This window comes from Agrobacterium sp. DE0009, from assembly GCF_007680755.1.
Lineage (GTDB): Bacteria > Pseudomonadota > Alphaproteobacteria > Rhizobiales > Rhizobiaceae > Agrobacterium > Agrobacterium tumefaciens_B.
In genome coordinates this window covers 1755040-1770211 of record NZ_VEIU01000001.1, presented here as the reverse complement: position 1 = coordinate 1770211, position 15172 = coordinate 1755040, and the positions used below count along the sequence as shown (strand labels likewise).

General features: G+C 59.3%; 16 protein-coding genes. 3 read left to right on the top strand and 13 right to left on the bottom strand.

Translation table 11 applies throughout. The features are described 5' to 3' along the window. The 3 genes from exbD to FS804_RS08945 all read left to right on the top strand — a co-directional run bounded on the left by exbD (window position 1) and on the right by FS804_RS08945 (window position 2490). Window positions 1-486 (top strand): TonB system transport protein ExbD, encoded by a 486-nt coding sequence (gene exbD, locus FS804_RS08955; RefSeq protein ID WP_144576215.1) that lies wholly within the window; start codon window positions 1-3, stop codon window positions 484-486. Further along, complete coding sequence (locus tag FS804_RS08950) at window positions 483-1409, top strand: TonB family protein (protein WP_144576214.1); 927 nt, start codon at window positions 483-485, stop codon at window positions 1407-1409. The genes exbD and FS804_RS08950 overlap by 4 nt, the downstream gene beginning before the upstream one ends. Window positions 1410-1500: 91 nt before the next feature. Then, the gene (locus FS804_RS08945) at window positions 1501-2490 is read left to right on the top strand and encodes an Ldh family oxidoreductase (protein WP_144576213.1); all 990 of its coding nucleotides are present in this window, start codon (window positions 1501-1503) and stop codon (window positions 2488-2490) included. 97 nt (window positions 2491-2587) lie between these two features. Here the strand turns inward: FS804_RS08945 and FS804_RS08940 are convergent, their stop codons facing one another. From FS804_RS08940 to FS804_RS08880, 13 genes are all read right to left on the bottom strand, one after another. Then, window positions 2588-3628 carry an AraC family transcriptional regulator gene (locus tag FS804_RS08940; RefSeq protein ID WP_144576212.1) on the bottom strand — a complete coding sequence of 347 codons (1041 nt, stop codon included), beginning with the start codon at window positions 3626-3628 and terminating at the stop codon, window positions 2588-2590. 85 nt (window positions 3629-3713) lie between these two features. After that, window positions 3714-4313 (bottom strand): phosphonate metabolism protein/1,5-bisphosphokinase (PRPP-forming) PhnN, encoded by a 600-nt coding sequence (phnN, locus tag FS804_RS08935; RefSeq protein WP_186376714.1) that lies wholly within the window; start codon window positions 4311-4313, stop codon window positions 3714-3716. After that, window positions 4310-5446, bottom strand: coding sequence for an alpha-D-ribose 1-methylphosphonate 5-triphosphate diphosphatase (locus FS804_RS08930; protein ID WP_144576211.1), 1137 nt, complete (start codon window positions 5444-5446; stop codon window positions 4310-4312). The genes phnN and FS804_RS08930 overlap by 4 nt, the downstream gene beginning before the upstream one ends. Next, complete coding sequence (locus tag FS804_RS08925; RefSeq protein ID WP_186376713.1) at window positions 5443-6141, bottom strand: DUF1045 domain-containing protein; 699 nt, start codon at window positions 6139-6141, stop codon at window positions 5443-5445. Before FS804_RS08925 ends, FS804_RS08930 begins: the two co-directional genes overlap by 4 nt. A gap of 254 nt (window positions 6142-6395) precedes the next feature. Further along, entirely contained in the window at window positions 6396-7745 is a 1350-nt protein-coding gene (phnE, locus tag FS804_RS08920; protein WP_144576209.1) for a phosphonate ABC transporter, permease protein PhnE, read from the bottom strand. Next, window positions 7745-8731 carry a phosphonate ABC transporter, permease protein PhnE gene (phnE, locus tag FS804_RS08915; RefSeq protein WP_144576208.1) on the bottom strand — a complete coding sequence of 329 codons (987 nt, stop codon included), beginning with the start codon at window positions 8729-8731 and terminating at the stop codon, window positions 7745-7747. Before phnE (FS804_RS08915) ends, phnE (FS804_RS08920) begins: the two co-directional genes overlap by 1 nt. A 70-nt stretch (window positions 8732-8801) precedes the next feature. Then, on the bottom strand, window positions 8802-9707 hold the full coding sequence (gene phnD / locus FS804_RS08910) for a phosphonate ABC transporter substrate-binding protein (RefSeq protein WP_063949398.1): 906 nt from the start codon (window positions 9705-9707) through the stop codon (window positions 8802-8804). Window positions 9708-9791: 84 nt separating this feature from the next. After that, the gene (gene phnC / locus FS804_RS08905) at window positions 9792-10652 is read right to left on the bottom strand and encodes a phosphonate ABC transporter ATP-binding protein (protein ID WP_063949399.1); all 861 of its coding nucleotides are present in this window, start codon (window positions 10650-10652) and stop codon (window positions 9792-9794) included. A gap of 212 nt (window positions 10653-10864) precedes the next feature. Beyond that, window positions 10865-11482, bottom strand: coding sequence for a DapH/DapD/GlmU-related protein (locus FS804_RS08900; RefSeq protein ID WP_144576207.1), 618 nt, complete (start codon window positions 11480-11482; stop codon window positions 10865-10867). After that, entirely contained in the window at window positions 11479-12186 is a 708-nt protein-coding gene (gene phnL / locus FS804_RS08895) for a phosphonate C-P lyase system protein PhnL (RefSeq protein WP_144576206.1), read from the bottom strand. Before phnL ends, FS804_RS08900 begins: the two co-directional genes overlap by 4 nt. A gap of 66 nt (window positions 12187-12252) precedes the next feature. Further along, a complete protein-coding gene (gene phnK / locus FS804_RS08890; RefSeq protein ID WP_144576205.1) occupies window positions 12253-13029 on the bottom strand; it encodes a phosphonate C-P lyase system protein PhnK in 777 nt (258 codons plus the stop codon). Continuing rightward, window positions 13026-13928, bottom strand: coding sequence for an alpha-D-ribose 1-methylphosphonate 5-phosphate C-P-lyase PhnJ (locus FS804_RS08885; protein ID WP_144576204.1), 903 nt, complete (start codon window positions 13926-13928; stop codon window positions 13026-13028). Before FS804_RS08885 ends, phnK begins: the two co-directional genes overlap by 4 nt. Window positions 13929-14062: 134 nt before the next feature. Further along, window positions 14063-15172 (bottom strand): carbon-phosphorus lyase complex subunit PhnI, encoded by a 1110-nt coding sequence (locus FS804_RS08880; RefSeq protein WP_144576203.1) that lies wholly within the window; start codon window positions 15170-15172, stop codon window positions 14063-14065.

Genomic DNA, 15172 nt, shown 5'->3' with positions numbered 1-15172 from the left:
ATGGCTGGCGGCATTCGCGAAAATAGCGGAGACGATCTCTCCGAAAACCACGAAATCAATGTCACGCCCTTCATCGACGTGATGCTGGTTCTGCTCATCATCTTCATGGTGGCTGCGCCGCTTGCCACGGTGGATGTCAATGTCGATCTGCCAGCCTCCACGGCCAAACCGGCCGAACGGCCGGAAGAACCGCTTTATCTGACGGTCAAGGACGATCTGTCGCTCAATCTTGGAAACGATGCGGTAGCACGTGAAGCGCTGGCGGCTGCAATAGACCGGCAGACGGGCGGCAACAAGGACACACGTATTTTTCTGCGCGCAGACAAGGCCGTCGATTACGGTCATTTCATGGAGATCATGAACCTGTTGCGCGACGCTGGATATCTGAAGATCGCACTCGTCGGGCTTGAAAATGCTGCCGCAGCCGTGCAGCCCGTCGGCGCTGCTGCACCCGCTGCCTCCCCAGCACCGGGAACCGCGCCATGAGTGAAAACGGCTCTCTGCAGCCTCGGCATTCCCGTCTTGGGGAAGTGGCGCTGTGGTCTGCCGCGGCGCTGCTGATGCTGAGTGTTCATGCCGGTTTTGCCTATTATCTGATGCAGGCGCCTGAGGAGCCAGAGGCCGGCGGCCAGCCGCCCGCGGCGATCATGATCGAAATGGCGGCGATACCCGAGGCCGTCAAAACGGAAGAGACCACGCAGGCGCAGGATGTCGAAGATTCCGAACAGGTGAAAAGCGACACCAGCGAGCCCGTCGAGGAGCCCATGCCGGAGGAGCCGCCGCCACCGGAACCGGTTGCGGAAACGCCGCCGCCCGAGCCGGTCCAGCCACCCGAGCCACCGGTCGAGGAAATCGTCGAGCCGCAGGAAATTCCCGAGCCGGTGGAGCAGATCGATCCCGTACAGGAACAGATGATGGCGGAACTCGAGAATGTCGAGGTTCCCTTGCCCGTCATGCGCCCTCCGCCACCACCCACCGAGAAAAAGGTGGAAAAGAAAGAGCCGGAAGAGAAAAAGAAGGTCGAACGCCAGCGCCCCAAACCGCAGCAGGCATCGGAACTACGCGAAGCTGCCAAAGCCGAAGTCCAGCAGTCCGACAGGACGGCCGCATCGCGCAGCAGTGGTGGCTTTTTCTCGTCGTCATCCGCTTCGCCGGCGAAATGGGGGTCGAAGGTTCGTTCGCACATTCAGCGCCGCAAGCCACGGTCGCTGCGCAGTGATGCCTTGACCGCGACTGTTCGGTTCAGGGTCAACGATGCGGGTGCCATCAGCGGCGTTAGCCTTATCAAGTCAACAGGGGATGCGTCGATCGATCAACAGATCGCAGCCTGGATTGAGAGCGCGTCACCTGTTCCCGCACCGCCGCCGGATGCAAACAAGACGATAACGCTGCCGATCAGTATCCGTTAGGCGATGCATCCGCGTTTATGAGCAAATAATATTTCGCGGATGCTTCCTATGGTGTAGGTGTCGTCGACATCACAAGCAGAGGCATTCCGGAATGAAATTCTCAATCGCAGAGGCAGAGGATCTCGTATCTTCTATCTTTGAGCGCAACGGTGTTCTGCCGCAAAACGCGCGTTCCGTGGCAAGGGCGCTCGTCGCATCTGAAGCCGCGGGACAAAGTGGTCACGGCTTTCGCCGCATTCCCGTTTACGTTCGGCAGGCGCTGGTTGGCAAGGTGGATGGCAGGGCACGTCCCGCGGTGACACGGCTGAAGCCAGGCGTGCTGTCCATCGACGCCAATCTCGGATATGCCTATCCGGCAATTGACTGTGCCATTGAGGCCTTGCCTGATATGGCCCGTGAGCAGGGCATTGCCCTTGCCGCCATCCACCGGTCTCACCACGCGGGTGTCATGGCGCTGACGGTGGAGCGTTTTGCCGAGATGGGGTTCGTGGCGCTGATGTTTGCCAATGCCCCCGCTTCCATGGCGCCCTGGGGCGGCAGCCGCCCGCTTTATGGCACAAACCCGATTGCCTTCGGCGCTCCCGTCGGCGGTGCCGATCCACTCGTGATCGATCTTGCCCTCTCCAAGGTCGCGCGCGGCAAAATCATGGCCGCCCGCCAGAAAGGCGAAACCATTCCGGGTGACTGGGCGCTCGACAGGAACGGTCGCCCCACGACAGATCCGGAAGAAGCTATCGAAGGCACCATGGTGCCGGCTGGCGAGGCCAAGGGAGCTGCGCTGGCGCTCATGGTCGAAATCCTGGCTGCAGCGGTCACGGGTTCAAACTTCGCATTCGAGGCATCATCCTTGCTCGATGACAAGGGGTCGCCACCGTCTATTGGTCAGACGATCATTGCCATTGATCCAGTGTCGACGGGGGGTGCAGCCTTCACCGAAAGGCTGTCTTTCATCGCTGGCGAGATCGAGAAACAGGAGAATGTGCGATTACCCGGTCGCCGCAGCCAGGGGATCCGCAAACGGGCGCTTGAGGAGGGTATCGTCATCGAAAGCGATATTCTCGCCGAAATTCAGAAGCTGTGACGGTTGCATCAGGGGTAACCCGGCAGGCGAATAAACCGGAAATTGCTGCGTGTTGGCGACCAGCGCGCCATCACCAAATTTCAGACTTCAAGCCGCGCTATACGTTGGATAGACGTGTATGTTTCCTTCGAATATCGGTTGGCGTGGCTCCGAACCAGCGGGAAACGGAGCGCGAAAAAGCGCCGGGCGTGGAATAGCCGAGCCGGTAGCCGATATCGGAGACTGGAAGATCGCTTTCCACCAGCAGTTTGAAACCGGCGTTCTTGCGGATCGCGTCCTTTATTTCGTTGAGATTGGTGCCGAGTTCGGCGAGCCGCCGCTGGAAACTTCGTTCCGACAGATTGAAGTAGGGCGCAATCTCACCAAGCGACAACTCGGCATCCGACAGCCGCATCTGCATGTAACGCTTCACCTGGTCGATGAACTGGGTCGCGTCTGAAGATGTCTCCGGGCGTAACATGCGGCATTGAAGGTTCATCAACTCGAACAGCCTCGCATCGGCATTCGGATTGACCGCATCCAGCAACGGCGCTGGAAAGCGCATGGTGTGAATGGGTTGGGAGAAACTGACGCGCGTGCTCATCCTCTCTTTAAAAAGCTGAAGGTTACTCGGTTTTGGCCGCTCCAGGCCGATATCGACCTGGTTGGTGCGGTCGCCGAGGATATCACGCAGGCGCTGCATCAGGATGCCGAGGACAAAATCCACGTATTGCTCGCGTTTGGCGATAACTGGCGCGAATGTCCAGGACAGGGTCGCCTGCTTCGCATCTGTCACCATCGTGAAGTTACTGTTGTTGGTCGCGTAATACACATGGTCCTGAAGAAAGCGCAGGAAGGCCCGCACGGTCGGCGCACTCATCAGGCCGTAGCCGAAGGCGCCGGATGCACCGGCTGTAAAGGTGGCCGCGCATTGAAGACCGAAGGTGTCGTCGCCGGCGATCAGGGCGCAGGTTTCGAGCAGCCGACAAAATCTGTCGAGGCTGATGCGTTCCGTCAGGCTGCTGAATGTAGCAGGGTCAATGTCCAGAGCCGTGCAGATCGGAGTGATATCGATCCCGCGTGAGCGGGCATAATTGCTGACGCCGGCGGCAAGGCCAGCCACCACGGTAATCTCGTCGCTGATCCTTTTGTCAGGCATCCCTCGCCTTGGCGTACCATTTTCTTAGTTGTCGTACGATGGTAAGCATGGGAAAGGGGTTTGTCGAGAAGCGTGGCGCCTCGTTTCAGGCGTGCCGGTAGGTGCAGCTTTGCTCAAGAACCTGCATGATCGCCCGCCCGGCTTCTTCGATCGCGCCACTATTGTCGACAGTCGTGACGTCGAAATCGCCGGCGACGGTGAGCGAACTGCGTTCCAGCCGTCGCAGAATATCGTCCCGGCTCTCGCGCCCGCGTTGCTCCAGTCGCATCGCCAGCACATCGGGCCGCGCAACGATGTTTAGGACTTTAAGACGGACAAAGGCGGTGCCGAAATGGGGCAGGGCAGATCGTGAGCCATTGGCGATCACCACGTCGCCCGCCTCAAGATGACGGTGGACGGTAGAAGGAATGCCGTATTTAAGCCCGTGTGCTTCCCAGGAAACGGCAAAGGCACCCGCATCTTCCAGACGGTTGAACTCCTGCATGGAAACGGCGTCGTGGTTTTCACCACCCGCATCGCAGCTGCGGGTAATGACGCGACGGGTAAAATGAAAGCCGGGTCGGCCGGCAAGCTGGACCGAGGCATAGTCCATCAGCGTGTCCTTGCCGGCGCCGCTCGGGCCGACAACAACGACCATCGTGCCGGGCGATTGCGCGCGCCGGCTATCATCCCCATCAATGCTCATGCCACGCGCTTGCCTTGACGCCAGACGGAACGGGCGACCGGAACGCCCTCTTCGCGGTGCACTCGCACCAGATCGGCCCGCAATCCCGGCGCGATGCGACCGCGGTCAAGAAGGCCGACCGTGCGCGCCGGCGTGGCCGTGACCATACGCAGTGCCTCCGGCAGGCTGATTCCCTCCACCTGATCGGCAAGCAGGAAGGGTGCGAACAGCAGGCTGAAAGGCACATAGTCGGATGACAACACATCCAGCACCCCGATTTCGGCGAGGTCACGGGCGGCGATATTGCCGGAATGCGACTTGCCGCGAACGATATTGGGTGCACCCATGAGCACGCTCATGCCCGCGCTGTGCGATGCCTTGGCCGCTTCGACGCTGGTCGGGAACTCCGCCAGCTTCACCCCATGGCCGATCGCCTCGCCCACATGCGCCTCGGTGGCGTCATCGTGGCTCGCAACGGTAATGCCACGCTCAGCGCAGCGGGCGGCGAGATAATCACGATGCTTGGCGGAATATTCGGCCGAGGCTGCCTGCCGGCGCTGCACAAATTCGGCAAAGGCCTCATCGCTCAAACCGCGCTTCTTCTGATAATAGAAGATGTATTGATCCATGGACTGAAATTGGCGCTGGCCCGGTGAGTGGTCCATCATCGAAATCAGCCGCACGCGCGGATCGGTCTCGAAGTCTTCAAAATGTTCCAGCACATCGGCGGACGCCACCTCACAGCGCAGATGCAGAAGGTGGTCGGAGCGCAGGCGATTCTGGTCCGCCGCCGCCTCGATGGCGTCAGCCATCTCCCGCATTTCGCCCTTTTTGAAACCGCCATCCTCATCCGAGCCAAGGCGCAGGCAATCGAAAACCGTGGTGATGCCGGAGGCGGCGACCTGGGCGTCATGAGCCTGGATCGCAGCGATCTTGTCCCAGGTCACGCCGGGACGCGGCGAATAATGCTGTTCCAGATGGTCGGTATGCAGTTCTACCAGACCGGGGATCAGAAAGTCCCCTTCAAGGTCTTCTCCTGATTTCGAAGCGCCTTCGCTGATGTCGGCAATCTTGCCGTCACGGATCAGAACGGAGCCCAGAATAATATCGTCTTCCAGAACGATACGGGCATTGGAAAGGGCGTGCTCGGTCATGGGATCGCATCTTTCTTGGGTGGCTCAGCAAACGGATGCCAGCTGTGAACGGTAAATGGTGCGCCGCGCTCCTCTTCAATGAAAAGGGCAAGGCCGGAAAGGGTGAGCGGCTTGTCGACAAATTCGGAAAACTGCGCAGAAAGCATGTAGCGCACGGCAGGCTGCTCGGCCTCGTCGATGCGTCCGGTCAGCGTCATGTGGAAACGAAAGTCATCCATCACATGCGGATAACCCCAAAGCGACAGATTTTGCCGCTGGCTTTCGGTCAGCATCTGCGGCCGGCGGCGGGCAATATCGGTTTCGGACAGGGGCGCACGGAAGCGGTCGAAATGATCCACGATCTCCGCGGCAAAGTCCTGCAGCGGCTGGTAAATGCGATCCGGCACCAGAGCGAAGAATGGCCCAAGTGCATCGATGACAATACGCGGAATGTCGAAAACCTGCTTCTCGGAAGTGAACTCTGTCAGAGCCGCCACCAACTCCGCTTCGCTGTATTTTTCCGCAAGCTCGAAAGGCGCCTTCAGCGTTGCGTGGAAACCGTAACGACGCGGTTCCTCAGTCATCCCGGCATAATCGGCGTGGTCATTATACAACGTGCCGGAAAATGCATTGCGGCCCAGCCAGCGCGATGCTCTCTCAGTCAGCGGATGATCTTTAGCCGGGGAAAAATAGATGGCATAGCGCACGGCAAGCACTCTTCAGTGTCATGGGGAACCAGGGATGAAAAGCTATTTGGCGTGACTCGCCCGCTTCCCGCAAGGTCAGGAGTGCGAGGTAATGGCTTTCCGTGACAGAATGATGATGCCGCAAGAAAAAAGTGCTCGAATGCTAGGAGGCTTCCAGAAACATGGGTGATCTATCGGGACAAACCGGGGTAGAACTGATGATGAAATCAGGCGAGGCGGCGGAGTAATGACAACCGTAACCGTCGTCATTTCGTCTACAAAGTCTAATGCTGTGCCTTGCCGATCAGGCGCGAGCGCAGCGAATTGGAGATGTGGTCGAACAGGAAGACCACAAAGAGGATGAGCAGGACCATATAGGCGACCTTGTCCCAGTCGGCATTGGTGCCCATTGCTTCCAGCAGTTTGAGGCCGATGCCGCCCGCACCCACTGCGCCGATGATGGTGGCGGAGCGGGTGTTGCTTTCCCAGAAATAGAGCGACTGCGAAATGAAGACCGGGAGAACCTGCGGCAACACGCCGAAACGATTGACAGCCATCGGCGATGCGCCGACCGACTTGACGCCCTCACGCTGCTTGTCGTCCACGTTCTCCAGCGCTTCGGCATAAACCTTGCCAAGCGCCCCGGTGTCGGTGAAGAAGATCGCGGCAATGCCGGGGATCGGTCCGGGACCGAAACTGCGGGTGAAGAACAGCGCCCAGATCAACATGTCGATGGATCGCAGGAAGTCGAACAGGCGCTTCATGCCCCAATTGGCGGCCTTGTTGGCGGTGATGTTGCGGGCGGCAATGAAGGCGAGCGGCAGGGCGACGAGCGTGCCGAACAATGTGCCGACAAACGCCATGACCAGTGTCTGCATCAGCTTGGACAGGATGTCGGCATGTTGCCAGACGCCGTTATCAAGGAAATCATCCACCATGTGGCCAATATTGGAGCGGGCCGGATCGAGCCTTTCTCCCCATAGGGCGAGAGCCGCCAGTTGCGCGTAGCTCTTGCCCCAGAATTCGGAATGCGTGTCGAAGAAGAAATTCGCCCAGCCGAGGAAGCGGCGCTGCACATAGACCTGGCTCGTGCGGATCTCGGCCTGACCTGCGAAGCCGTAATGCACGAGCACCTTGTTGCCATCTTGCTGGATTTCATCCGGTGCGTTTTGAGGTGCGAGGGCCTTCTCCCCATTGATGACGATGGGATAGCCGATGCCATCGACATACACATCCACCTGCGTCGGCGTCACGTCGAGGCGATTGTCCGAGCCCGCATAAACAACGCTATATCCACCATTCGGCAGCGGCTGCAGCCAGTCGATCCTGGCATCGGCCGGGTATTGCCCGCGGCTCGACCATTGCGGCTCCACCTTCCCGTCTTCGAAACGAAGGCGCGGTTGGGCACGCCATGAGTACCAGTCCTGAATATAGCTGGAAGCCCGATCCCACCGCCCCTGCATGAAGGCCGGGCCAACGTTGAAAAAGAAAAAGCAGCCGATGAGATAGGCGGTCACGGCAATAAGGCCGATAAGCAGACCATATCGCTGCATGGCGCTGCGGTTGAATACCGCAGGATGGGCAGCCGTCAGCCTCTCGCGCTCGGCAGTGTTGCGAATGAAGCTCGACGACATCAGGCCGCTCCCCGTCCGAATTCAAAGGATTGTTGGCCGATCAGCCGGCGGCGCAGCCAGCTGGAGAACTGGTCGACGGCGATGATGGTAATCAACAGTAGAATGATGATGGCATAGGTCTTTGCCGCATGATCGTTGCCGATCGACAGACGGAAGACCTCCCCGATACCGCCGCCGCCCACCGCGCCGATGATGGTGGAGGCACGCACGTTGATCTCGGCGCGCAGTAGGGCATAGGAAACGAAATTCGGCAGAACCTGAGGCACGATGGCAAAACGCACGCGTTCGAGCCAGTTGGCGCCCGCGGCGCGCAGGCCTTCATCCGGTTTCATGTCGGCATTCTCAACAACTTCGAAAAAGAGCTTTCCGAGAGCGCCGATCGTGTGGACCGAAATCGCGATGATCGCCGCGATCGGGCCGATCGACAGGATGGCGGTCAATAGTCCGGCGACCACAATTTCAGGAAAGGCCCGCAACACTTCCATAATCCGGCGCACCACCCAGCGCACGAGCCCCGCGCCGATGAGATTGGTGGAGGCGAAGAAACAGAGCACGAAGGCAAAGCCGGTGCCAATGATCGTCGAAACCAGCGCGATATTGAGCGTGATGATCAGCTGGTAGATGAAATGCGGGATGTAGAAACCATCGGCGATGTAAACGCGATCGGCGACATAATTATATTTCAGCGAACCATCCGCATAGGGCGACGGCAGGTCAAACATCGCCCGGAAGACTTCCAGCGGACTATCAGGCACGAAGGTCTTCATGAAATCGAAGAAATAGGGCAGGCGCTCGAAAAACTTACCTGAATTGGCCGCATTGGCAAAATTCAGGGAGGCGGCAAGGATGGCGAGAAAGATCACGAGCGAGATGACGGTGTAGATTCGTCGCGTCTTGAGCTGCTGCTGATAGTGACGCATGATCGTTTTGGACGATGCGCTCAATCCCTCGGGCGAGAGGGTGCCCTGGTGCAGTGTGGTCGCCATGCCGCTCTTCCTTTACTGGCAAAAGCGGCGATGCCGCCAGGCACCGCCGCTTCCTGATATGATTTGAGAATCAGCCGCCGATAACGGACTTACGGGCGTCGATGATCGTCTGGTAGAAGGACGGGTCGACCTTGATGTAGGCGGTGTTTTTGCCCTGGGTGAAACCCTGGAAGCAGGCGAGGTCCTTTTTCGGCAGTTCCATGAAGAAGTCCTCGACCTTCTGCTTCATGCTGTCGCCGATCTTGTTGGCAACGAGCAGCGGGCCGTTCGGGATCAGCGGTGACTTCCAGACTTCAACGATATCGTCCATGTCGAGGTTGCCCTTCTTGACCATCTGGTGAAGGTTGCCACCGGAGTAGCCGTCTTCCCACTTGCCAACGCCCGAACCGAAGGTGGTTCCGACATCGAACTTCTTGTCGAGAACGGCGAGAACGAGGTTCTCGTGGCCGCCACCAAAGCCGGTTTCGGAGAAGTATTCCTTGATCGGCGTGCCGGTTTCCTTAGGGATGGCAACGTTTGGAATAAGGAAGCCAGATGTGGAGTCGGGGTCGGCAAAGCCGATCTTCTTGCCCTTGGCATCCGCCAGGGTTTTGATGCCGCTGTCCTTGCGGGCAACCATGATGGTGTAATAGCCGCTGGAGCCGTCAGAGCCCGTATAGGTCAGGATCGGATCGACGGCTTTCGGGTCGGCGATGGCGATCTTGGCATAGGACGACGCGCCCATGGAGGCGATGTCGATGGTACCGCCGAGAAGACCCTGGATAACGCCGTTATAATCCGGCGACGGGAATACCTGAACTTCGGAAACGCCCGTTGCAGCCTTGAGGCCATCGGCGACGCACTTGGCGTTGCGGATCTGGTCTGCCTCGTTTTCGGAACCGTCGAGACCGATGCGCAGAACCTTGATGTCCTGAGCCATGGCGGAACCGGCCAGAACGCCAAGGGCGACTGCCGAGAGAAGCAATTTCTTCAACATGGACTTTCTCCTGTTTCCCGGCGAGCCGGAGTTGTTGTGAGATGTTGGCCCTTGACGCGGACGCAAACGATGCTGAGCGGTTCCTCAGAGCCCGGCGAGAGCGAGCGGTTCTGGGCCGGCAGATTGCTGCACCGGACGCGCGGCAAGTTGCGCGCCGGGAATGGTTATACTGGTCGAGGTCATGGTCTCGTCGATGCCGGCGCCGTGTGAGTCCGTGCCGTAGATTTCCGTCACGGCGGCAGCCGTCAGCTCAGCCGGCGTGCCATCAAAAACGACGCGGCCTTTCGACATGCCGATGATGCGTTCGCAATAGTTGCGCGCCGTATCCAGTGTGTGCAGATTCGTAACGACAGTGATGCCTTCGCGCTCGTTGATGTCGCGCAGCGCGTCCATAACGATTTTGGCGTTCAGCGGGTCGAGCGAGGCGATCGGCTCATCGGCCAGGACCATCTTCGGAGACTGCATCAGGGCGCGGGCAATCGCCACGCGCTGTTGCTGGCCCCCGGAAAGCGTACCTGCGGCCTGCATTGCCACATGCTCGATGCCCAGCCGTTCAAGTGCGGCGATCGCCATCAGCCGCTCTTCATCCGTGAAGATGTTGAAGAGGCTGAGCAGCGTCGAACGGTGGTTGAGGCGACCGAGCATGACATTGGTAAGCACGTCGAGGCGCGGGACGAGATTGAACTGCTGGAAGATCATGGCGCAGTCGCGCTGCCAGTTGCGGAGCGCGGCACCTTTCAAGGACGAAACTTCGGTATCGTTGAAATGAATTGAGCCGGAGGAGGGATCGATGAGCCGGTTTATCATCCGCAGCAGCGTCGACTTTCCCGCTCCGGAACGTCCTATCACGCCTACCATCTGTCCCTGCGGTATTTCGACATTCACGGCATCGACCGCGGTATGGTTGCCGAAACGGCGCGTGACTTGCTTCAGGTGAAAGCTCATTTCCCCGTCCAATCTTCTTATGACGGGGTTGGACATAACAATGGTGCGTGAAGTGCGAATGTCAGTTTGATGAAGAAAATATTACAAGGTGCTGATGTAGCGCGACTGCATTTCGCCGGCGAAAGTTCGAACCAACCTTTTCGGAATGATCGACAACGCTTAAAAACTAACCCCCGGATAGGTCCCGGGGGATATATCAGACGGGCGATGTCTCAGCCGCGATATTTTGCGATGAAATCTTCGGCTGACAGGCTGCGGAAATCATCGAGTGCGTCGCGCAGCCTCTTGTGGTCCCAGTCCCACCAGCGCAGATCATCCATCTGCTGGCCGACCTCAGGCGGAAAGCGGTCGCGGATCAACCTCGCGGGAACGCCGCCGACAATCGTATAGGGCGCAACGTCCTTCGAGACGACGGCGCCAGCCCCGATGACAGCGCCATTGCCGACGTTGACACCCGGCAGGATGGTGGCGCCATGGCCGATCCATACGTCGTGGCCGATCACCACGCGTCTGGCGCGGCGGGCGGCGAAAAAGTCGGACTCGTCTTCCGCGTCGTCCCAATAATTGTGGGCGCGGTAAGTGAAGTGGTGCAGGGTCGCCCGCTGCATCGGATGGTTGGTGGCGTTGATGCGGACGGAAGCGGCGATATTGACGAATTTGCCGATGGTGGCGCACCAGATCGCGCCATCCTGCATGACGTAGGAATAGTCGCCCATCTCGACCTCCTCGATGCGGCAGCGCTCCGAAATTTCGGTAAAGCGGCCAATCGAGGAATTGAGGACACGGGCATTGTCGTGGATGACGGGTTCGAGGCCGAGTTTGGAGTTCATGCTGCTGCCTTCCGGGGCGAAAATTGCGAGACGTCGAGAATGCGGTCGGCCACGGCCTCTCGCACTTCTTCATCGTGAAAAATGCCGAGCAGCGCGGTACCCTTTTCTTTCTTCTCCCTGATCATCTCCACCACCACACGCCGGTTGGTGGCGTCGAGCGAGGCCGTTGGCTCGTCGAGAAGCAGGATTGCATGATCGGTGATGAAACCGCGCGCGATATTGACGCGCTGCTGCTCGCCGCCCGAAAAGGTGGCGGGCGGAAGCGACCACAATTCCCGTGGCAGGTTGAGTTTCGAAAGCAGTGCGGCCGCCTGCTCACGCGCATCTTGAGCGGCAACCTTGCGCGCCAGAAGCGGTTCGGCAACCACGTCAATCGCCGCGACGCGGGGTACCGTCCGCAAAAACTGGCTGACATAACCGATGGTGCGATGACGGATATCGAGAATTGTGCGGGGTGAAGCGCTGCCGATATCGACAACCTCGCCCTGATGACGAATAAGGATCTGCCCGCTGTCGATGGCGTAATTGCCATAGAGCATTTTCAGGATCGAGCTTTTGCCGATGCCAGAAGGGCCACCGAGCACGACGCATTCGCCGCCAGAGACGGAAAAATTCACGTCGCGGACGACAGGCAGCTCGATGCCGTCGCGAAGATGCATGGTGAAGCTTTTAAAGACTTCCGAAACGATGAGAGGTGTCGGCATGGTGGATTTTCTCTTCCTGCGCTGATCTTCTGCGAAAAGCGGGAGCCGCTTTTCGGAATCGCGCGGCTAGACCTGCAAAATGGAGGAAACGAGCAATTGCGTGTAGGGCTCGCGGGGGTCGTCCAGCACCCGGTCGGTCAGTCCGTGCTCAATGACATCGCCGCCCTTCATCACCATCATGCGATGGGAAAGAAGCCGCGCAACCGCGAGGTCATGCGTGACGACGACAACGGCAAGGCCGAGATCGTTGACGAGGCCGCGAACCAGATCGAGCAGGCGCGCCTGTACAGAGACATCGAGACCACCGGTCGGCTCATCCATGAAAACGAGACGCGGAGAAGTGACGAGGTTACGGGCAATCTGCAGGCGCTGGCGCATGCCGCCCGAAAAGGCGCGCGGCTGGTCATCGATACGGTCGGTGCCAATTTCCACCCGCTCCAGCCATTCGCTGGCCGATTGCCTGATATTACCGTAATGCCGGTTACCCACGGCCATAAGCCGCTCGCCGACATTGGCGCCGGCAGACACCGCCATGCGCAAGCCATCCGCCGGGTTCTGATGCACGAAACCCCAGTCGGTGCGCATCAGAAAACGCCGTTCGGCCTCGCCCATATGATAGAGGTCACGCATGGAGCCATCGCGCATGCGATATTCCACGCTGCCCGCCGTTGGCATCAGCCGGGTGGAAATGCAGTTGAGCAGCGTGGTCTTGCCGGAACCGGACTCACCAACGATCGCCAGCACCTCTCCGGGATAAAGCTCGAAGGAGACGTTGCGGCAACCGGCACGCTCGCCGTAATATTTGGAAACGTCTCGGACTTTCAGAAGCGGTGCGTCGCTCATTCTGCGGCCTCCTTTACATCCGCCAGCAGGTGGCCCTTATGGCCATTGGCGCGGCGATCATCGCAATGGTCGGTGTCGGAGCAGACGAACATGCGCCCGCCCTTGTCATCCAGCACCACCTCGTCGAGATAGACATTCTCCGCGCCGCACAGTGCGCAGGGCTTGTCGAAGCGCTGGACTTCAAACGGGTGATCCTCGAAATCCAGGCTGACGACATTAGTATAGGGAGGCACGGCATAGATGCGCTTTTCGCGCCCGGCGCCGAACAGCTGCAACGCCTCCGACATATTCATTTTCGGATTGTCAAATTTCGGCGTCGGCGAGGGGTCCATCACATAACGTCCGGCAACTTTCACGGGATAGGCATAGGTAGTGGAAATGCGGCCGTTGCGGGCGATGTCCTCGTAAAGCTTGACGTGCATCAGGCCGTATTCTTCCAGCGCATGCATGACACGGGTTTCCGTCTCGCGCGGCTCGAGAAAGCGAAGGGGCTCGGGGATTGGAACCTGATATACGAGCACCTGACCGGAATGCAGGTCCTCCTCCGGAATACGGTGCCGCGTCTGGATGATGGTGGCATCCTTCGTGCGGGTGGTTACGGACACATCAGCCACCTTCTGGAAGAAGGCTCGAATGGAGACGGCGTTCGTGGTGTCGTCCGCCCCCTGGTCGATGACTTTCAGCACATCATCCGGGCCGAGGATGGAGGCGGTCAACTGCACGCCGCCGGTGCCCCAGCCATAGGGCATGGGCATTTCGCGGGAAGCGAAGGGAACCTGGTAACCCGGAATGGCGATGGCCTTGAGGATCGCCCGGCGGATCATCCGCTTTGTCTGTTCATCGAGATAAGCGAAGTTGTAGGCAGCCAGCCCGTCGTCGAATGAAACTTCTTTAAGCATTGCGCGTTAGCCTTGTGTAAAAAAGGAGTACAAGCTCATGGAGATTGGAATTCTTGCAGCCGTGTTCTTTGCCGTCTTTGCGGCATCGACCGTCTTTTGTGCTTACTGGTTCGGCGAGCAGCACAGCCGCTGACTTATTCGGCCGCATCGCCCATCCACACGGCCCCATCGGCGTTGATCGCGTCAAAATCCGCGCGCATCTTTCTGACCAAGCCGAGTTCGGCCTGAAAGTCCACGTAGTGCGGCAATTTCAGGTGTTCAACAAAGCCGGTGGCCTGCACGTTGTCGGCGTGTGAAATAACGAACTCCTCATCCTGCGCGGGAGCGACCACATCCTCGCCGAACTCTCCTGCCCGCAACGCCCGGTCGACAAGAGACATGGCCATAGCCTTGCGTTCGCTCTGTCCAAATACCAGACCGTAACCGCGTGTGAATTGCGGCGGCGCCTTTGCCGAACCCTTGAACTGGTTCACCATCTGGCATTCAGTCACGTGGATATCGCCGAGGGAGACAGTGAATCCAAGCTCGGGAACGTCGAGTTCAACCTCGACCTCGCCAATGCGGATTTCTCCAACGAAGGGGTGCGTCCGGCCGTAGCCTCTTTGCGTGGAGTAGGCGAGCGCAAGGAGAAAACCTTCATCGCCACGCGCCAGCGACTGCAGGCGCAGGTCACGCGGCATCGGAAACTCCATTGGTTCCCGCGTCAGGTCGCCCGCAACGTGATCGTCAGGCATGCCACCGTCGCTTTCGATCAGTCCCTCCTCAGCAAGAATATCGGAAACGCGCATGACATATTCCTGCTCACCTTCGCGCTGGGCGGCGGCTTCGACAGGGTCGTCCTCGAGCAGGGAGGGGTCGAGCAGGCGGTGGGTATAATCGAAGGTCGGGCCCAGCAACTGCCCGCCGGGCAAATCCTTGTAAGTGGCGGATACACGCCGCTGCACCGTCATTGCAGCGGTGTCCACCGGGACAGAATATCCAAAACGCGGCAGCGTGGTACGGTAGGCACGCAGCAGGAAGATGGCTTCGATCATGTCGCCGCGGGCCTGCTTGACGGCCAGCGCTGCAAGCGACTGATCGTAGAGCGACGCCTCCGCCATGACCCGGTCCACCGCGAGCGAGAGCTGCGAAACGATTTGCGAAACGTTCATCGCCGGTAGGTCACGGTCTCCGCGCCGCTTGTCGGCCAGCAGCCGGTGGGCGTTGGCTATGGCGGTCTCCCCGCCTTTGACAGCAACGTACAT